Annotated in this window: 21 protein-coding genes and 1 other RNA gene; 13 read left to right on the top strand and 9 right to left on the bottom strand. The window is 60.0% G+C overall.

The features are described 5' to 3' along the window. The first annotated feature begins 9 nt into the window (after nt 1-9). Both nrdF and ACR0C3_RS12520 read left to right on the top strand, forming a co-directional pair. Nucleotides 10-981 carry a class 1b ribonucleoside-diphosphate reductase subunit beta gene (nrdF, locus tag ACR0C3_RS12525; RefSeq protein ID WP_170374857.1) on the top strand — a complete coding sequence of 324 codons (972 nt, stop codon included), beginning with the start codon at nt 10-12 and terminating at the stop codon, nt 979-981. Continuing rightward, nucleotides 981-1,367 (top strand): pyrophosphohydrolase domain-containing protein, encoded by a 387-nt coding sequence (locus ACR0C3_RS12520; protein WP_480758740.1) that lies wholly within the window; start codon nt 981-983, stop codon nt 1,365-1,367. The genes nrdF and ACR0C3_RS12520 overlap by 1 nt, the downstream gene beginning before the upstream one ends. A gap of 92 nt (nt 1,368-1,459) precedes the next feature. Here ACR0C3_RS12520 and ACR0C3_RS12515 read toward each other — a convergent pair whose 3' ends face one another. Next, complete coding sequence (locus tag ACR0C3_RS12515; RefSeq protein WP_170374852.1) at nt 1,460-1,966, bottom strand: hypothetical protein; 507 nt, start codon at nt 1,964-1,966, stop codon at nt 1,460-1,462. 208 nt (nt 1,967-2,174) lie between these two features. Next, entirely contained in the window at nt 2,175-2,342 is a 168-nt protein-coding gene (rpmG, locus tag ACR0C3_RS12510; protein ID WP_037309480.1) for a 50S ribosomal protein L33, read from the bottom strand. Between the two features lie 278 nt (nt 2,343-2,620). Here rpmG and ACR0C3_RS12505 point away from each other — a divergent pair, with 278 nt between their 5' ends. From ACR0C3_RS12505 to ACR0C3_RS12495, 3 genes are all read left to right on the top strand, one after another. After that, nucleotides 2,621-3,256 (top strand): DUF1326 domain-containing protein, encoded by a 636-nt coding sequence (locus ACR0C3_RS12505; protein WP_170718957.1) that lies wholly within the window; start codon nt 2,621-2,623, stop codon nt 3,254-3,256. 12 nt (nt 3,257-3,268) lie between these two features. Beyond that, on the top strand, nt 3,269-4,090 hold the full coding sequence (locus tag ACR0C3_RS12500; protein WP_480758738.1) for a DUF2182 domain-containing protein: 822 nt from the start codon (nt 3,269-3,271) through the stop codon (nt 4,088-4,090). Between the two features lie 76 nt (nt 4,091-4,166). Then, nucleotides 4,167-4,499 (top strand): GYD domain-containing protein, encoded by a 333-nt coding sequence (locus ACR0C3_RS12495; RefSeq protein WP_170374847.1) that lies wholly within the window; start codon nt 4,167-4,169, stop codon nt 4,497-4,499. A 9-nt stretch (nt 4,500-4,508) separates the two neighbouring features. Here the strand turns inward: ACR0C3_RS12495 and rnpB are convergent. The 5 genes from rnpB to gatC all read right to left on the bottom strand — a co-directional run bounded on the left by rnpB (nt 4,509) and on the right by gatC (nt 8,220). Further along, an RNA gene (rnpB, locus tag ACR0C3_RS12490) (RNase P RNA component class A) lies at nt 4,509-4,908 on the bottom strand. Between the two features lie 126 nt (nt 4,909-5,034). Beyond that, nucleotides 5,035-5,751: an N-acetylmuramoyl-L-alanine amidase gene (locus tag ACR0C3_RS12485; protein ID WP_480758736.1), complete on the bottom strand. Its 717-nt coding sequence runs from the start codon at nt 5,749-5,751 to the stop codon at nt 5,035-5,037. Continuing rightward, nucleotides 5,702-6,403, bottom strand: a complete 702-nt coding sequence (locus ACR0C3_RS12480; RefSeq protein ID WP_480758735.1) for a hypothetical protein — start codon at nt 6,401-6,403, stop codon at nt 5,702-5,704. The genes ACR0C3_RS12485 and ACR0C3_RS12480 overlap by 50 nt, the downstream gene beginning before the upstream one ends. 38 nt (nt 6,404-6,441) lie before the next feature. After that, on the bottom strand, nt 6,442-7,929 hold the full coding sequence (gatA, locus tag ACR0C3_RS12475) for an Asp-tRNA(Asn)/Glu-tRNA(Gln) amidotransferase subunit GatA (protein WP_480758733.1): 1,488 nt from the start codon (nt 7,927-7,929) through the stop codon (nt 6,442-6,444). A 3-nt stretch (nt 7,930-7,932) separates the two neighbouring features. Further along, entirely contained in the window at nt 7,933-8,220 is a 288-nt protein-coding gene (gatC, locus tag ACR0C3_RS12470) for an Asp-tRNA(Asn)/Glu-tRNA(Gln) amidotransferase subunit GatC (protein WP_170325838.1), read from the bottom strand. 219 nt (nt 8,221-8,439) lie between these two features. On the opposite strand from gatC, the gene ACR0C3_RS12465 reads away from it, so the two are divergent. Together ACR0C3_RS12465 and ACR0C3_RS12460 are read left to right on the top strand one after the other, a co-directional pair. Then, the gene (locus tag ACR0C3_RS12465; RefSeq protein ID WP_480758732.1) at nt 8,440-8,598 is read left to right on the top strand and encodes a hypothetical protein; all 159 of its coding nucleotides are present in this window, start codon (nt 8,440-8,442) and stop codon (nt 8,596-8,598) included. A gap of 146 nt (nt 8,599-8,744) precedes the next feature. Beyond that, nucleotides 8,745-9,308 (top strand): DUF4202 domain-containing protein, encoded by a 564-nt coding sequence (locus tag ACR0C3_RS12460; RefSeq protein ID WP_480758731.1) that lies wholly within the window; start codon nt 8,745-8,747, stop codon nt 9,306-9,308. Here ACR0C3_RS12460 and ACR0C3_RS12455 read toward each other — a convergent pair. Next, a complete protein-coding gene (locus ACR0C3_RS12455) occupies nt 9,299-9,955 on the bottom strand; it encodes a ceramidase domain-containing protein (RefSeq protein ID WP_480758730.1) in 657 nt (218 codons plus the stop codon). The genes ACR0C3_RS12460 and ACR0C3_RS12455 overlap by 10 nt on opposite strands. 58 nt (nt 9,956-10,013) lie before the next feature. Between ACR0C3_RS12455 and ACR0C3_RS12450 the strand changes: the two genes are divergently transcribed. Together ACR0C3_RS12450 and ACR0C3_RS12445 are read left to right on the top strand one after the other, a co-directional pair. Beyond that, entirely contained in the window at nt 10,014-10,706 is a 693-nt protein-coding gene (locus tag ACR0C3_RS12450) for a metal-dependent hydrolase (RefSeq protein ID WP_480758728.1), read from the top strand. Beyond that, nucleotides 10,706-11,872 (top strand): M24 family metallopeptidase, encoded by a 1,167-nt coding sequence (locus ACR0C3_RS12445; RefSeq protein WP_480758727.1) that lies wholly within the window; start codon nt 10,706-10,708, stop codon nt 11,870-11,872. Before ACR0C3_RS12450 ends, ACR0C3_RS12445 begins: the two co-directional genes overlap by 1 nt. On the opposite strand, the gene ACR0C3_RS12440 is transcribed toward ACR0C3_RS12445, so the two are convergent. Beyond that, nucleotides 11,869-12,321, bottom strand: a complete 453-nt coding sequence (locus ACR0C3_RS12440; RefSeq protein ID WP_480758725.1) for a nucleoside deaminase — start codon at nt 12,319-12,321, stop codon at nt 11,869-11,871. The genes ACR0C3_RS12445 and ACR0C3_RS12440 overlap by 4 nt on opposite strands. Between ACR0C3_RS12440 and ACR0C3_RS12435 the strand changes: the two genes are divergently transcribed. The 4 genes from ACR0C3_RS12435 to ACR0C3_RS12420 all read left to right on the top strand — a co-directional run bounded on the left by ACR0C3_RS12435 (nt 12,320) and on the right by ACR0C3_RS12420 (nt 16,480). Beyond that, a complete protein-coding gene (locus tag ACR0C3_RS12435; RefSeq protein WP_480758723.1) occupies nt 12,320-13,198 on the top strand; it encodes a pseudouridine synthase in 879 nt (292 codons plus the stop codon). The two genes, ACR0C3_RS12440 and ACR0C3_RS12435, sit on opposite strands and share 2 nt — an antisense overlap. Before the next feature lie 174 nt (nt 13,199-13,372). Beyond that, the gene (locus ACR0C3_RS12430) at nt 13,373-14,287 is read left to right on the top strand and encodes a 5-bromo-4-chloroindolyl phosphate hydrolysis family protein (RefSeq protein WP_480758722.1); all 915 of its coding nucleotides are present in this window, start codon (nt 13,373-13,375) and stop codon (nt 14,285-14,287) included. Nucleotides 14,288-14,320: 33 nt separating this feature from the next. Then, nucleotides 14,321-15,511: a toxic anion resistance protein gene (locus tag ACR0C3_RS12425; protein ID WP_480758720.1), complete on the top strand. Its 1,191-nt coding sequence runs from the start codon at nt 14,321-14,323 to the stop codon at nt 15,509-15,511. A gap of 12 nt (nt 15,512-15,523) precedes the next feature. Continuing rightward, nucleotides 15,524-16,480, top strand: coding sequence for a DUF2927 domain-containing protein (locus ACR0C3_RS12420; protein WP_480758718.1), 957 nt, complete (start codon nt 15,524-15,526; stop codon nt 16,478-16,480). Nucleotides 16,481-16,496: the final 16 nt, after the last annotated feature.

The following is a 16,496-nucleotide window of genomic DNA, read 5'->3' as shown; positions in this document are numbered from 1 at the left end:
GCCACTAACATGAAAGACATGATCCAAACCAAGATCCCCCGCGCCATCAACTGGAACCGGCTGGAGGATGACAAAGACCTTGAGGTCTGGAACCGCCTGACGGTCAACTTCTGGCTACCAGAGAAGGTACCGCTGTCCAACGACATCCAAAGCTGGGCCACGCTGACGGATCACGAAAAGCAGCTGACCATCCGCGTCTTCACCGGCCTGACCCTGCTGGACACGATCCAGAACACGGTCGGTGCCCCTGCTTTGATGCCCGATGCCGTCACTCCGCATGAAGAGGCCGTGCTGACCAACATCGCCTTTATGGAGGCGGTGCACGCGCGCAGCTATTCCTCGATCTTCTCGACGCTCTGTTCGACCAAGGAGATCGACGAGGCCTTCCGTTGGTCCGAAGAAAACCCGCATCTGCAGGCCAAGGCCGAGGCGATCCTGAACACATACGCTCCGGGCAACGATCCGCTGAAACGTAAGATCGCGTCGGTGTTTCTGGAGAGCTTCCTGTTCTATTCCGGCTTCTACCTGCCAATGTACTGGTCCAGTCGCGCCAAGCTGACCAACACCGCCGACCTGATCCGCCTGATCATCCGCGATGAAGCCGTGCATGGTTATTACATCGGCTACAAATTCCAGCGCGGCTACGAGAAGCTCTCTGAGGCCGAACAGCAGGAGTTGAAGGACTATGCCTTTGGTCTGATGTTCGAGCTTTACGGGATCGAGAACCAATACACCGAGGAACTGTATGACGAGCTCGGCCTGACCGAGGACGTGAAGGTCTTCCTCCACTACAACGCTAACAAGGCGCTGCAAAACCTTGGATTCGAGGCCCTGTTCCCGCCGGAAGTTTCCGAAGTGAATCCGGCGATTCTGGCCGCCCTCAGCCCGGATAGCGAGAACCACGACTTCTTCTCGGGCTCTGGCTCCTCTTATGTCATCGGCAAGGCCGTAGCGACCGAGGACGAAGATTGGGATTTCTGATGGCAAAGGACACTCTAACCATCGTTCGGGACTGGCACGAAGCCTTCGAAGTGCCGGTCGTGGACGCACCCGCAATCCCCGAGACGCGTGCACAGATGCGGTTGGCGATCCTCGAAGAGGAAGTCGCGGAGCTGCGCGCAGCGGTGGAGGATGGCAATCTGGTCGAGGTGCTAGATGCCCTGTGTGACATCCAATACGTGCTGGACGGCACCTTTCTGGAATTCGGCCTACACAGTTTCAAACAAGCGGCGATGGAGGAGGTCCATGCCTCGAACATGTCCAAGCTGGGCGCCGATGGGAAACCGGTTCTGCGCGAAGATGGCAAAGTGCTGAAAGGTCCGGCCTTCCGCCGGCCCGACCTCGCCCGCATCCTTAAGGGTGGCTAACGCCTTCTCGGCTGGGAAGTTTCGCTATCGGTTCAAACGAATAGGGCGGGGAAATCCCCGCCCTTTTTCACGTCAATTGACCTTCGACTGGATCAGCTGCAGTTCAGCGGAACCGCAAAGCCCGAGCTACGATCGGACGAGCCTTTGCTGTAGACATCTCCTGCAGGCAGGCAACCGGTAAAGCGTTCGGTCTCTCTACCAAACGCCGCCCCCACAGAGTTATCAACCCGAGTGCTGTTTGAGCGAGTCCGAACAACTCCGAACAGGGTGCCGTTCACATTCACCGTGCTCAGATACAGGTTCTGACTGCTTCCCGATAGTTCCACCGCGTTTGCAGGCGACTGACCGCCGTTTTCGATCGCCACACCGGCAATCTTATCGATCCCGACCTTGTCGGATAGGACTGAGACAGTCGGCAATTCCGCAAGCTCAGCCGGGACATTGGTCGCTGGCGGTAAGAAGGCGACGGCTCCCGGAACATCGGACACCGTGCGCGGTTCACCATCAATCCCGGTGAACCCGACACCTTGGCGATTGAAGGGGTCTTCACAAGCCGCGAGGGTCAAAACGGCGATTGTCGGTAGCAAGATTTTTTTCATGGCGGTCAACATTTTGTGGCGATTTGCTAAACCGTAGCGGTAGCGAGATGCAAAAAGCAAGCCGCGGCAGGTGCGAAGGGGCCTGGCGCTGATGCGTCCCTGCAACGGACCTGTTCCTGTCACATGGCGAAGCCAGCGTTCGCGTCACAAAGAAAAAGGGCTCTGACAACTCAGAGCCCTTTTCAAAATGTCCAATTGGAACGGCAGATTACTTAATCTTGCCTTCCTTGTACTCGACATGTTTCCGAACGACCGGGTCATACTTACGAATGGTCATTTTCTCGGTCATCGTACGCGCGTTTTTCTTGGTCACGTAGAAGTGGCCCGTGCCCGCGGTCGAGTTCAGGCGGATCTTGATTGTCGTCGGCTTCGCCATGGTTATCTCCTGCGTCCGAAAAGGCAGGGCCTTCCGGTTGAATTCCTATGAGCGTGCGCTTTTACCCCGTCGCGCGCCCGAGTCAACCGGATTCCGCAAGTGAGGCGCACAAAAGCTGAGTTCCATGCTCGCACCGGATTTGGTGCAATCACGCTTTCGTGATATGGTCGCGCAATTCGAACGACCAGAAGCCGGCACCAAGCCCGGCAGTCGAGGCATCCAGATCAGGCGCGACCCTATGACGGCAGACTACGTGTAAGCGTGTTTGGGGGTTAATCATGACAGAATGGAAACTGCAGGCCGAAGAGCTGGCCAATTGTAACTGCAACTTCGGCTGCCCATGCCAGTTCAGTGTTCTACCCACCCACGGCAATTGCGAAGCCGTCGTGGTGTTCGATATTGAATCCGGCCACTATGGCGACACGGATCTTGCCGGTGTGCGGGCAGCGGGCGTGTATCACTGGCCCGGCCCGATCCATGAAGGCAATGGTCAAATGCAGTTGATCATAGATGAAAACGCCTCTGCCGATCAGCGCGCCGCGTTGCAGGCGATCATGTCCGGCGAAGACACCGATGAAATGGCGACCATGTGGTACGTCTTCAGCGCAATGGCGCCCAAGAAACACGAAACTCTGTACGTTCCGATCGAACTGGACTGGAGCCGCGAGGACCGGACTGGCTATGCGAACGTGACCGGTGTGTTCGATGTGAAAGTCAGACCGATCCCCAATATCGTGACAGGAGACCCGCATCGTGCGGCGTTCCATCTTCCCAACGGGTTCGAATATCGCACCGCCGAGGCGGCCTCGGGCTCGGCCCAGACCACGGGCGCTGCGATAAGCCTGGCCTTTGATGCCACCCACGCGCATCTGGCCCATCTCAACATCTCAGGACATGGGGTTCTGGGCGCTTAGGCAGGGTGTCCAATGACTGAATCCCCAACACCGAGCCATTTGGTCGATCGGGTGCTTCGGCATGACCGTGGCGTTGTTCTAGTCTGTGTCGCGCTGATCATTTTGGCGGCATCGTGGTATACGATTGCCGGGGTTGGCATGAACATGACCGCCGTGGACATGACGCGGATGGCCCGCCCAATTGGCAACCCAATGCAGATGGCGACCGAGGTACATTGGACGGCAGCTTATGCCGTGCTGATCTTTCTAATGTGGTGGGTGATGATGATCGCGATGATGACACCCAGTGCCGCCCCTACTGTTCTGCTGTTCATGGCGTTGAAACGGGTCGGGCCGGATAAGGCCAATACGGCTCGGCTGAGCCTGTTTTTTCTGGCCGGCTATCTGGTGGCCTGGGCCTTGTTCAGCGTGCTGGCAACCGGCGCACAATGTCTGTTGGAAGTTGTTGGACTGTCCGATGGCCCGATGATGACCATCCGCTCCCGGACGGCGGCCGGGTGCGTTATGATCGCAGCGGGGCTGTACCAACTGTCTAGCCTCAAAACCGCCTGTCTACGCCATTGCCGCAGCCCGGCGCGTTTTCTGGCCGACCATAACAGACCCTACGCCTATGGCGCATTCCGGACTGGCGCGCTGCACGGAGCTTATTGTCTGGGCTGCTGCTGGGCCCTGATGCTGTTGCTGTTCGTGGGCGGAGTGATGAACCTCTATTGGATTGTCGGCGTCGCCATTTACGTCGCGTTGGAGAAGTTGATGCCGCGCGCCATGTGGCTGGTGCCTGCAACCGGTGCGGCGCTGATCATTCTTGGCGTCTGGCTGGTGGCCGTGCCTTAGCACACGCCCCGGATCCGATTTCAGGCCAAAGGACCGGCCCAATCAAAGGTCCCTCAACTTTAGTCAGGAGGCATCCATGCCTATTTTTATCACCTATGCATCCTATTCACAAAAAGGCGCGAAGGGGATGGTCGGCAAACCATCCGATCGGACGGACGCCGTAAAAGCGCTGTTGAAGAAGGTCGGTGCCAAGCTGTTGGCCTTCTACATTACGACGGGGGATAACGACGTGGTTGTCATCAGCGAAGCACCAGACGAGACGGACGCAGTTGCGGTGGGCATGGCAGTCGCCGCCTCGGGTGCTGTATCCAATATAGAAACCGTAAGGGCCTGGAAAGCCAAGGACTTCGTGGCGGTTCAGAAAAAGGCTGCGAAACTGGTCGGGGCCTATACGCCACCCGGAAACTGACAATAGGATACGCGCGGAGGGCCTGTAAGCCGGATCTTGTTCCGGGGTTGCCCCCTTCGATGACCATTCCTCTAGGCCGCGCATTGCTGCGCGGCTCAAGCTGCCAACCCGGTCCCTCTCGGCCAAGACGCGCTTAGCGGTGGTATCGGCGGACGCCGACCATCCCGCGCGGGGACCCTATTTGGCATTGCTCCCGGTGGGGCTTGCCGTGCCGCCGCTCTTGCCAGCGGCGCGGTGGGCTCTTACCCCACCGTTTCACCCTTACCTTTGACCGAAGTCGCAGGCGGTCTGATTTCTGTGGCGCTTTCCGTCGGGTTGCCCCGCCCGGGCGTTACCCGGCACCGTTGCCTTGTGGAGTCCGGACTTTCCTCTCGGGTCTTGCGACCCCAGCGGCCATCCGGCCCTCCGCGCAGAGGGGTGGGTATGCTGTGTTCCCGGTCGCGTCAAGGGTGGATGGGGTGGAGGAAGGGGCCAGCCCCTTCTTGGCCTTTGGCCAATTCATCCCCGAAATATTTTTGGCCAGATGAAGAGCGGATCAGGTTGTGCGTGGGGTCGACCTGAGCGCCTTGAAATCGGCAAGTGAGAGCGGACCTGTACCCCAGGGGCGGTATCGTAGGCGGATGGCAGCCAGAAGCGTCTCGTTCGGGACATCGGCAGTGAAACCTGCGGCGCGGGCCAGTGTGCGGAAGTTGTCGCACGTGATGTCTGCCGGGGCGGTTTGGGTTCCGCGTGCGGCGGCCAAACCCTGACGTTCGAGCCGCTGCCAGTCGAACTTTGATCCGGGGTCGCTTTTTCGGCCGGGGGCCATGTCAGAATGGCCAATCACGCCCTCGGGAGGAATCGCCCAGCGCGACATGATCTGAGGCAGGAGGGTTTCCAGTGTTGCCAATTGCAAATTCGAGAAAGGGTGTGCTCCGGTGTTATCCAGTTCGATCCCGATGGAGCGCGAGTTGATGTCGGTCTGACCGTGCCACTCGCCCGCACCGGCGTGCCATGCACGGTCTTCTTCGCGCACCATCTGCCAGAGCATACCGTCAGAACCAATCAGGTAATGCGCCGATACCTCGGCTTGTGGGTCACAGAGGCGCTCCAGCGCAGCCTGAGCGCTATCCATCGCGGTGTAGTGCAGGACAATCAGCGCCGGTGTCAGGCCGTCGCGGCGGGGGCCGAAATTCGGCGAAGGGTGCCAGATCGGCGCAGGCTTAGTTGTTGATGGCACTGCGGAACGGGCTCGGATCCCAGCTGCAGGCATAGCCGTCGCCATCCGGGTCCAGTCCTTTGCGGTCGCGCTGTGGCCCTCCGTTCGATAGGAAAGCGATCTGGGCCTGATCTGGCGAGGGGAATTGCGCGCAGTTGCGCTGTGCTTTGGCCTGCAGGTTAAACCCCGCGCGGCTATAAACCTGGGTGCCCACTGGGTTGGATGTGCTGAGCGCGTATTGCACGATGTTGGGCTGGCCGTCGGTACCGCGTTCAGGCACGGCCGTGGGGGCAACTACTTCGTAGGTCTGGCGGTTCTGTTCGATACGGGCGGCGTCGGATTCGATGCTGCGGCGCTCGGACACGGCTCCGAAATCCTGTTCGTCCGAGATGCCGGTATTGTTGGGCACCGAAGTGACCGTTGGCTGCGTCGAAGTGCTGGCCAAAGCCGCCGCCGTCTGATTGGCAATATCGGCATTGGCACCGGTCGCAACAGTTGCGTTCGACCCCGAACCCGGGGCGCCCAGAGCCTGTTCCGAAACATCCACCGGGGCAAGCAGCGGATTTACGACGTTCCCCTGCCCAGACAGTTGAGCCTCACGCTGGGCCTGATACTCGGGCGTGTTGAAATCGGTTCCGCCAATCGGTGTGACCGTATCACAGGCGGCGATCAGCGAGATCGCCGCGATGAGAGGCAAAGAGCGCATGCTGCGCCTCCGTGTCTGATGTCTTTCAGGCCCGAGGCTTACCACCATTTCGACGGTTTTGCCACAAAACCAGCGGCGTTTTCCAACGCATAGGCGGTATTGAGCAGATCGCCTTCTTCCCAGGGCCGACCGATCAGTTGCAGACCCAGCGGCAGCCCTTGCTTATCGAGCCCTGCGGGCACCGAGATCCCCGGCAGACCGGCGAGGTTCACAGTCACGGTGAAGACGTCGTTCAAGTACATTTGAACGGGATCGGCCTCGGTCATCTCGCCCAGACCGAAGGATGCGGACGGGGTGGCCGGTGTCAGAATCGCGTCGACGCCTGCCGCGAAGACATCCTCGAAATCCTTCTTGATCAGGGTACGGACCTTGCGGGCGCGGTTGTAGTAGGCGTCGTAGAAGCCCGCCGACAGCACATAGGTGCCGACCATCACGCGGCGCTGCACCTCGTGACCGAAGCCCTCGGCGCGGGTTTTCTCGTACATCTCGGTGATGCCGTCACCCTGAGACAGCTGCGCGCGGCGACCATAACGCACGCCGTCATAGCGGGCGAGGTTCGAGGACGCCTCGGCAGGCGCAATCACATAATACGCAGGCAGTGCGTATTTGGTGTGCGGCAGCGAGATATCGACGATCTCGGCGCCAGCGTCTTTCAGCATCGCGGCGCCATCGGACCAGAGCTTTTCGATCTCGGCAGGCATACCGTCCATGCGGTATTCTTTCGGGATACCGATCTTTTTGCCTTTGACATCACCGGTCAGCATCGCCTCGAAATTCGGGACAGCCAGTTCGGCGCTGGTGGAATCCTTGGCGTCATGGCCACACATGGTTTCCAGCATGATCGCCGCGTCGCGGACATTCTTGGTCATCGGACCGGCCTGATCCAGCGAGGAGGCAAACGCGACGATGCCCCAGCGCGAGCAACGGCCATAGGTCGGCTTGATACCGGTGATGCCAACAAAAGCTGCAGGCTGGCGGATCGAACCGCCGGTATCGGTGCCGGTCGCGGCGAGACAGAGGTCGGCGGCCACGGCAGAAGCCGAACCACCCGACGAGCCTCCCGGTGTCAGCTGCGCGTTGTCATTGCCGCGACGCCACGGGCTGACTGCGTTGCCATAGACGGAGGTTTCGTTGGACGAGCCCATGGCGAATTCGTCCATGTTCAGCTTGCCCAGCATAACAGCACCAGCATCGGCCAGTTGCTGAGACACGGTGGATTCGTATTCGGGCTTGAAGCCTTCCAGAATTTTGGATGCCGCCTGCGAGGGTACGCCCTTGGTGCAGAACAGATCCTTGATGCCGATCGGCAGACCGCACATCGACGGCGCGTCGCCGCCCTTGATCCGCTCATCCGCAGCCTTGGCGCGCTCCAGCGCGATCTCGGGCGTTTTGTGGACAAAAGCGTTCAGTGCGTCGGCGTCATCAATGGCCTTCAGGCAGGACTCGGTCAGTTCCACCGAGGTCACGTCACCCTTGCGCAGCGCATCGCGGGCCTCGGCCAGGCCCAGTTTGTTCAGATCGCTCATGTCTTACTCCACCACTTTGGGGACTGCGAAAAAGCCTTCGCGGGCGTCGGGGGCGTTGGCCAGAACCTTGTCCTGCTGGTTTCCGTCGGTGACCACATCTTCACGACGTTTCAGACGCATCGGCTCGACCGAGACCATCGGCTCGACACCTTCGACATCCACTTCGTTCAGTTGCTCGATGAACCCAAGGATGGTGTTGAATTCGGACGCCAGCGCGGGCAGCGCGTCATCCTCGACCTTGATCCGGGCCAGTTTGGCCACCTTGGCGGCGGTGCTTTGGTCAATCGACATCGGAAAACCTCATATGCGTTAGGGGGCATTTACCCGTCCGGGGTCCGGGTCGCAAGAGCGCGATAGGGTCTGCCCTGGCATCAAGGGACGCGGTGCCTTTTTCATTTTGCATACCTCCCATGCAAAAAAGTAAACCGTTTAGTTCATTTTTACTCTTGAAAAACTGAACTGAACTGTTCATTTCTATTCCACGGCACAGCCAAAACCCGGAGTAGAGACATGAAAACCTTCCTGATTGCATTTGCAGTGACCACCACTGTTGTCGCGTCGCAAGCACAGGCTTTTGGCCCGACAATGAATACCCTGACACCTGATCTGACTTTCCCCACACCTGCCCCCGAGGTTGTCAGCCAGGATCAGGTTAAGACGAACAAGTAATAGACCCCCTGCCCCGGGTCGGGCGATAATTGCCCGGCCCGGACGGCTACAATTGACTACTGCTCTTTTCGACGCGACCCGCTACGGTAGACCGAGTGATGCGCCGAACCGTAAACTTGGTTCGGCAAGAACCAACGGAGCAGAAGATGAACGCGCGCAAGAAAGCTGTTCTGGACGCGATTGATGCGGCCAACAGGCAAGACCCCAACATCGAAGACGGCCAACCGGTCGAGCTGATCTATGGTCAGCGCATGAGCACCGAGATGGACAGGCTGTTCCCTGACGCCTCGGACATGTTGCAGATTGCCGCCCGTGGGCAGCATGTTGAACGCTGGAAGCTGGCGCGCAGTGAATATCCCGAAGGCCGCGCCGGGTATCTGGCATGGCGCAAAGCGCAGGGTGTTCATCACGCCGAGGTTGTCATGGGCCTCATGCAGCAGGCCGGGTACGACGCGGACGACGTCGACGCTACCGGGCGCATGCTGCGTAAACAAGGCATCAAGCGCGACGATGAGGTTCAGGCGCTTGAGGATGTCATCTGCTTTGTGTTCCTGAAATGGTATTTTGCGCCTTTCGCCGCAAAACACTCGGCCGAAAAGATTCAGAGCATTGTCGAAAAGACCGCCCGAAAGATGTCGGCCGAGGGCCGCGCGCGGGTTCTGCAGGAGTTCGATCTGCCCGAAAACCTGGCTGCTGCGTTTCAGGACTGAGACGCGCGGATCAGGTGCCTGCGATAGACCTCGATCATCCAGCCCAGCATGGTTGCGTTCAGGATGTGCCAGATGAAATGTGTGCCCAGCGGAAGCTGCATGCACAGTGGCTCATCCAAAGCGCGGAAGGTGATCGAGGCGATCAGGATAAACGCGCCAATCGCGAGCCCTCGGGCCGTTTCCGGTGTGCGATTGCGCAGCAAAAACGCGTAGATCAGAATCAGCAGCGGCACCGGAGCATATGCGGCGGACCCTCCCAACCCCGGCACCAGTTGAAACAGAGGCAGTGTCGCGGCGGCATAGGGGATGAAAAGCGCGGTCACTATCGTGGCGGGCAGAGGACGCATCTGCCAAACGTCCAGATTGATCGCAAAGATATAGACCAGAATATAAAGAAGGATCGGCGCGACATCGGCCATCGCAGCCCAAACCTGCGCGTGGGTGTGAAACAGATAGCTGCCGATCCCGATCGTGGCGAGAACCACGACCAGCAGCATGGCCAGTGGCATCCCCTGCCCGCGCACCCTGCGCCACATGATGAAAGCTGCGATCAGGAACGCGGCGTTGGTCACCGCGTTGATCGGCTCGGCCCAATAGGCGGGGGTAAGGCGTTCGCAATACCCGTCAATTTCCTGAAACCAATCCATGAACTTTTACATAACGGATGCTAGTGTGATGCCAATAGGCATCGCAGGAGGATTTCTCATGAACATCATTTGGTTGGGCCATGGCAGCTTTCGCATTGAAACCGAAGGTCAGGTGCTACTGGTCGACCCGTGGCTGACCGGCAACCCGTCTCTGCCCGAGGATCAGCATGATGCGGCCGTTGAAGGTGCCACGCATATCCTTCTGACCCACACGCATTTCGACCATGTCGTCGACATCCTGCCTTTGGCCAAACACCTGAAGGTGCCGGTGGTCGGTCAGTACGACCTCATGGGCTATTGGGCCGAGGCCGAAGGGATTGAGACCATCGGCTTCAACAAAGGCGGAACGGTCAATCTGAACGGCATCAAAGTCACGATGGTGCCCGCCTCGCACAGCTCGACCTTTTCGACCCCGGACGGGCTGCGCACCGGCGGCAGTGAGGTCGGATTCATGATCGCAGCTGAGGGGCGCATGCTTTATGTCTCGGGCGATACCGATGTCATGGCGGATATGGATTGGATGGGGGACTACTACAAACCCGATATCGGCATTCTGTCCGCCGGCGGACATTTCACAATGGATATGAAAGCCGCCGCCTATTCCGCCAAACGGTATTTCAATTTCAAAACGGTGATTCCCTGCCACTACAAAACCTTCCCCATACTTGAGCAATCCGCGCAGACACTGATCGACGGTCTGCCCGGTGTGGGCGTGATCGAGCCTGAAGTCATGAAAGCGATCTCTCTCTGATGCCTGCGTCAGATTTCAGCGCGCAGGAATACGCGGATCGTCTGAGCAAGACCCGCGCGGCGATGAACGCGCGCGGGATTGAGACTCTGCTGGTCACCGACCCATCCAACATGGCCTGGCTTACCGGGTATGACGGCTGGAGCTTCTACGTCCCGCAGATGGTGATCTTGCCTGCACACGGGGCGCCTCTGTGGTGGGGGCGCACGCAGGACAAGGCCGGCGCCGCGCAGACCACCTGGCTGGACGCGGCGGATTTGCTGGATTGGCCGGAAGAACACGTTCAGCATCCCGACCACCATCCGGTCGACGCTTTGGTTCTCGCGCTGCGCGACCGGGACTGGACCCGAGGGCTGGGTGTCGAGTTGGACAATTACTACTACTCCGCCGCCAGCCACCGCATTCTTGAGCGCGCCTTCGGTGAAATGATCGACGCGACGAGTCTGGTGAACTGGCAGCGTGCGGTCAAAAGCGACGCTGAGATCGACATGATGCGCAAGGCGGGCCAATTGACGGCGCATATGCATGGGGTGCTGCGCGAGGCATTTCGCGAAGACCTGCCCAAGAACCAACTGGTCGCCCAAGTGCAGGCCGCAGGCATCGCAGGCCTGCCCGGTTTGGCGGGCGACTACCCGGCGATTGTGCCAATTGCTCCTTCAGGGCGCGAGGCCTCGGCCTCACATATCACCTGGAATGACAGGCCTTTGGCGCGCGGAGAGGCCACCTATTTTGAGATCTCCGGCTGCTACCGGCGCTATCACTGCCCCGCCAGTCGCAGCCTGTTTCTGGGCGATCCACCGGATGACATCCGCCGGGCCGAAGCGGCGGTTCTGACGGCGATTGAGGCCACTCTGGCAGCCGCCCGCCCCGGCACAACATGCGAGGAAATCGCCAACTGCGTCTATGACAGTTTCGCCCGCGCCGGATATGAAAAAGCCAACCGCACCGGCTATCCCATCGGCCTCAGCTACCCGCCTGACTGGGGAGAACGCACGATGAGTCTACGCCCCGGCGACACCACGGCATTGCAGGAAAACATGACGTTTCACTTGATGCCGGGACTGTGGACTCCGGACTGGGGGCTGGCGATAACCGAGAGCTTTGTGGTGACGCCGGAGGGCGGCCAACCACTGGCCGATATCCCGCGTGAGATGGTAGTTAAATCCTAATCGCGTTGGCTCGCGAAAAAGCGCCTGAGCAGGTCGGCAGCTTCGTCAGCGGCGATGCCATCATAAACCTCGGGCTTGTGATGAGCCTGCGGGTGCGCAAACACCCGTGCGCCATGCGCGACGCCACCGGATTTCGGATCGGACGCACCGTAGTAGATGCGGCGTATGCGTGCTGCCGCCAAAGCCGCTGCGCACATCGCACAAGGCTCCAACGTCACATAAAGGTCATGATCCGGCAGCCTTTCCGAGCCTGCCTCGGCACAGGCGGCGCGCAGCGCCAATACCTCGGCATGAGCGGTCGGATCGTTCAGCTCACGCGTCCGATTCCCGGCGGAGGATACGACCCGGCCATCTGGCGCGACGATCACCGCCCCGACGGGAACCTCCCCTCGTTCGGCGGCCGCGCGGGCCTCGGCCAGTGCCTTGTCCATATGCGATTTAAACACCATGCCCCTGACTGCCTCAGAAACCTGCCTTTCGCAAGCGGGCGGGATGGGGTATGGCCCTGCCATGAGCAACACCCCTCCTCCCGGCGACCGGATCGCCAAAGTCCTTGCCCGTGCTGGCGTCGCCTCGCGGCGCGAGGCTGAACGCATGATCGAAGCTGGCCGCGTCAGTGTGAACGGCAAGGCTATCAAAAGCCCTGCCCTGAACGTGACCGGCAAAGACAGGATCACCGTCGACGGCAAACCGGTGTCGGAACCCGAACCCTCAAGGCTTTGGCTGTATCACAAGCCGACAGGGCTGGTGACCACGACCAAGGACGAAAAAGGCCGCGCGACGATCTTTGACGAACTGCCCGAAGGCATGCCTCGGGTGATGTCCGTTGGCCGGTTGGACCTGAATTCCGAAGGGCTGTTGCTGCTGACCAATGATGGCAGCATCAAACGTAAGCTGGAGCTTCCCTCAACCGGTTGGCTGAGGAAATACCGCGTTCGGGTGAATGGGCGACCCAAGGACGAAGACTTCGCCCCCCTGCGCAAAGGTCTTGTGATCGAGGGCGAGAGGTTTCAGCCCATGACCGTCTCGCTGGATCGTCAGCAGGGCGCGAATGCCTGGCTGACCATCGGCCTGCGCGAAGGCAAAAACCGTGAGATCCGCCGCGCGATGGAGGATATCGGCTTTACCGTGAACCGCCTGCTGCGCGTGTCTTACGGGCCGTTCCAACTGGGCGACCTGAAACCGGGTGAGGTTGAAGAGGTCCGCCGCCGCGTGATGCGCGATCAGTTGGGTCTGGATGGGAATGAAAAACCCGAAGGAACGGCGAAACGAGCGACCCGACCGCAGCGAAAACGCCCTCCGATCGGCAAGAAACCCCGCAAGTGATGCGGGTTTGGCAACCTTCCCCCTAGCGCCAAGCCCTCGTATCCCCTAAATTTTCTGGGAATGCTGCTATTTGGGGGGCTGAATGTCCGGGAGCGGAGTGCAAAAACTGGCCTATGCGGCCCTTCTGGTGCTGCTTTTTGGCGTCTGCACTGGCCTGCTTGGGGGTCTGTAGCCATGGCCAAACGGTTCGGTGGCAAATACAGCCCTCAGGGTGAGGGCTCGCCAGACAGCCCGCTGCCGCGCGGCCAGTTCGACGGCGCGCGGGTCGAGCCAGCGGGCGCGCGGGCAAACATCCTGTTCATCCCCGCGATCCCTCTGGTCTTTTTATCGCTGAATGACGGCGCGATTGGCATGACCATGGGGCTTGTTGCAGCTGGCATGCTGACCGCCGCCGCGTTTTTGCTGCGCGAAGGGTTGCGGGCCGAAGCCGCCTATAACGCCCGCAAAACCGCGCGTCGCCCAGCTTTCCCTCGTAAGATCTTTGCCAGCGTTCTGACCGGGTTGGGGGCTGCGCTCGCGTCCTACCGTACCGAATTTTTGGACGCCGAGACCGCAGCGCAAGCAAGCCTTGTAGCCCCGATCCTGTTTGGCGCCGCCGCCGCGACTCTGCATTCCGTGTCCTTCGGCTTGGATCCCATGAAAAACAAGGGGATGGAGGGTGTCGACACGTTCCAGCAAGACCGTGTCGCCCGCGTCGTCGATGACGCTGAAAAGCATCTGGCCGAAATGACCGATGCGATCAAACGCGCCGGAGATCGCCGGATTGAGGCGCGTGTCGAGCGGTTTCAGGACACCGCCCGCGATCTGTTCCGCACGGTCGAAGAAGATCCGCGCGATCTGGCGGGCGCACGGAAGTATCTGACCGTCTATCTACAGGGCGCGCGTGATGCGACGGTCAAGTTCGCGGATGTCTACGCCCGCACCCGCGACGGGCAGGCCTTGGCAGACTACTCCGCCCTATTGGATGATCTGGAACAGAATTTCGCCGCGCGTACGCGCAAAATGCTATTGGATGACCGTAGTGATTTGACGGTCGAAATCGACGTGCTGCGTGAAAGACTGCAGCGCGAAGGCGTCCGGCTGGACTGACCGGCCCTTTATATTTGAGCGAGGAACTCCCCTATGTCCGACGAGATCAAGAACAAAGCGGTTGAGGCCGAAACACTGGTACAAGAGGTCACCGCGGTGGCGCTACCCGAACCGCAGGCCGAGGTCGTCTCGCTTGAAGAGGCCGATGAACCCGTTAGCGCCGAGATCCGCAAGCGCATGGATGAGATCGACATGGGCAACACCAATTCGATCGTCGCCTTCGGCTCGTCCGCGCAGGCCGAATTGCAAGAGATCAGCCAAGCCATGCTGGCGGATGTGCGCAACAAGGATGTTGGCCCCGCAGGTGATAGTCTGCGCAACATCGTCACCACGATCCGGGGGTTCTCGGTCAGTGAACTGGACGTGCGGCGCGAACGCAGCTGGTGGGAGAAGTTACTGGGCCGCGCAGCCCCATTCGCCAAATTCACCGCACAATACGAAGAGGTGCAGGGTCAGATCGACCGCATTACCGACGATTTGCTGTCTCACGAACACACTCTGTTGAAAGACATCAAATCGCTGGACCTGCTCTATGAAAAGACGCTGGGGTTCTATGATGAACTGGCGCTTTACATCGCTGCGGGCGAGGAAAAGCTGACCGAGTTGGATAGCCACGAAATCCCCGAGAAAGAGGCCGAGGTGCAGGCAGCGCCCGAAGACCAGCAGGTCATGAAAGCGCAGGAGCTGCGCGACATGCGCGCCGCACGCGACGATCTGGAACGCCGGGTGCATGACCTGAAACTGACCCGGCAGGTGACGATGCAATCGCTGCCCTCGATCCGGTTGGTTCAGGAAAACGACAAATCTCTGGTGACGAAAATCAACTCGACCTTGGTCAACACGGTTCCGCTGTGGGAAACCCAGTTGGCACAGGCCGTCACCATCCAGCGCAGCGCCGAAGCCGCCGCCGCCGTGCGCGACGCCAATGATCTGACCAATGAGCTGCTGACCTCGAACGCTGCCAACTTGCGCGAGTCGAACAAGATGATCCGCGAAGAGATGGAGCGAGGCGTGTTCGACATCGAAGCCGTCAAACAGGCCAACGCTGATCTGATCGGCACGATCAATGAAAGCCTGGCGATCGCGGACGAAGGCAAAGCCAAACGTGCTGCCGCCGAGCAGGAGCTTCAGAAGATGGAGGCCGAACTGCGCGACACGTTGGCAGCTGCCAAAGCACGGCGTGACGGGACCGGCGACAATGCCGGAACGGCTGTTCCGGGATAAGGTGGGCTGGGCGTGCGGCCACTAACCTGTCTCAAAACGGGCGTTGGTGTTCTGAGCCTGCTGGCGCTTGCGGGGTGCGAAGAGGCGCTGACCTCTTCGGTCGTTCCTCAGGTGCGGCCTTCGGCTCCGCCGACTGTGGCGAACGCCTATGTGCCGCCATCTGCGGCCAGTCAGGACCTCGCGCGGTTCTATCAGCGGATCGAGCGGGACCTGCTGACTCGCGGCCTGCTGCGTACCGATGGCGGCGGACCAGACACCCCTTATGATGCCGACGACCTGAGCCGGAACTTTGAGGCCATCGCCTTCTATAGCGAATATCCTGATCACACTGTCTCGCTCGGGTCGCGGCAAACGGATGGGCAACTCAGCCGCTGGTCAGGACCAGTTCGCATCCAGACCGAGTTCGGACCCTCGGTCCTGCCCGCGACTCGCTCCAGTGACGCGGATCAGGTGCAGTCCTATGCCGCACGGCTGGCCAAACTGACCGGCCACCCGATCTCGACCGTTAGTCGCAAGGCCAATTTCCACGTGTTCTTTGCTGGCAAAGATGACAGCGCCTATGTTGTCACGCGTCTCAAGGAACTGGTGCCCAACATCAGTCAAGCCTCTTTGGATTTAGTCGCCAACCCGCGTGCGAGTTTCGACTGTTTTGTGTTTGCTTCGGCCACCCGCAACGATCCAAACAAATACGTGCGTGCTGTGACGCTGATCCGGTCGGAACTGCCCGATCTGGTGCGGCGCAGCTGTATTCACGAAGAGATTGCGCAAGGGCTGGGCCTGTCCAATGACAGCCCCGCCGCGCGGCCTTCGATCTTCAACGATGATGATGAGTTTGCTTTGCTGACAAGTCATGATGAGAAACTACTGACAATGCTCTATGACCCGCGTCTTTCGCCCGGAGTGACGGTTGATCAGGCCCGCCCCGTGGTACGGATCATTGCACGTGAATTAATGGGGCAGCCGCTCTGACCCCAAGGACAGGAGA

It is taken from the genome of Ruegeria sp. CK3, from assembly GCF_056536565.1.
The sequence above is the reverse complement of the archived record's forward strand: the minus strand, read 5'-3'. Positions and strand labels throughout refer to the sequence as shown.

Excerpts from the sequence above, each read along its gene's own strand:
- nrdF (WP_170374857.1), top strand. The coding sequence starts at position 10 with ATGAAAGACATGATCCAAACCAAGATCCCCCGCGCCATCAACTGGAAC.
- ACR0C3_RS12520 (WP_480758740.1), top strand. The coding sequence starts at position 981 with ATGGCAAAGGACACTCTAACCATCGTTCGGGACTGGCACGAAGCCTTC.
- ACR0C3_RS12515 (WP_170374852.1), bottom strand. The coding sequence starts at position 1,966 with ATGAAAAAAATCTTGCTACCGACAATCGCCGTTTTGACCCTCGCGGCT.
- rpmG (WP_037309480.1), bottom strand. The coding sequence starts at position 2,342 with ATGGCGAAGCCGACGACAATCAAGATCCGCCTGAACTCGACCGCGGGC.
- ACR0C3_RS12505 (WP_170718957.1), top strand. The coding sequence starts at position 2,621 with ATGACAGAATGGAAACTGCAGGCCGAAGAGCTGGCCAATTGTAACTGC.
- ACR0C3_RS12500 (WP_480758738.1), top strand. The coding sequence starts at position 3,269 with ATGACTGAATCCCCAACACCGAGCCATTTGGTCGATCGGGTGCTTCGG.
- ACR0C3_RS12495 (WP_170374847.1), top strand. The coding sequence starts at position 4,167 with ATGCCTATTTTTATCACCTATGCATCCTATTCACAAAAAGGCGCGAAG.
- ACR0C3_RS12485 (WP_480758736.1), bottom strand. The coding sequence starts at position 5,751 with ATGCCTGCAGCTGGGATCCGAGCCCGTTCCGCAGTGCCATCAACAACT.
- ACR0C3_RS12480 (WP_480758735.1), bottom strand. The coding sequence starts at position 6,403 with ATGCGCTCTTTGCCTCTCATCGCGGCGATCTCGCTGATCGCCGCCTGT.
- gatA (WP_480758733.1), bottom strand. The coding sequence starts at position 7,929 with ATGAGCGATCTGAACAAACTGGGCCTGGCCGAGGCCCGCGATGCGCTG.
- gatC (WP_170325838.1), bottom strand. The coding sequence starts at position 8,220 with ATGTCGATTGACCAAAGCACCGCCGCCAAGGTGGCCAAACTGGCCCGG.
- ACR0C3_RS12465 (WP_480758732.1), top strand. The coding sequence starts at position 8,440 with ATGAAAACCTTCCTGATTGCATTTGCAGTGACCACCACTGTTGTCGCG.
- ACR0C3_RS12460 (WP_480758731.1), top strand. The coding sequence starts at position 8,745 with ATGAACGCGCGCAAGAAAGCTGTTCTGGACGCGATTGATGCGGCCAAC.
- ACR0C3_RS12455 (WP_480758730.1), bottom strand. The coding sequence starts at position 9,955 with ATGGATTGGTTTCAGGAAATTGACGGGTATTGCGAACGCCTTACCCCC.
- ACR0C3_RS12450 (WP_480758728.1), top strand. The coding sequence starts at position 10,014 with ATGAACATCATTTGGTTGGGCCATGGCAGCTTTCGCATTGAAACCGAA.
- ACR0C3_RS12445 (WP_480758727.1), top strand. The coding sequence starts at position 10,706 with ATGCCTGCGTCAGATTTCAGCGCGCAGGAATACGCGGATCGTCTGAGC.
- ACR0C3_RS12435 (WP_480758723.1), top strand. The coding sequence starts at position 12,320 with ATGCCCCTGACTGCCTCAGAAACCTGCCTTTCGCAAGCGGGCGGGATG.
- ACR0C3_RS12440 (WP_480758725.1), bottom strand. The coding sequence starts at position 12,321 with ATGGTGTTTAAATCGCATATGGACAAGGCACTGGCCGAGGCCCGCGCG.
- ACR0C3_RS12430 (WP_480758722.1), top strand. The coding sequence starts at position 13,373 with ATGGCCAAACGGTTCGGTGGCAAATACAGCCCTCAGGGTGAGGGCTCG.
- ACR0C3_RS12425 (WP_480758720.1), top strand. The coding sequence starts at position 14,321 with ATGTCCGACGAGATCAAGAACAAAGCGGTTGAGGCCGAAACACTGGTA.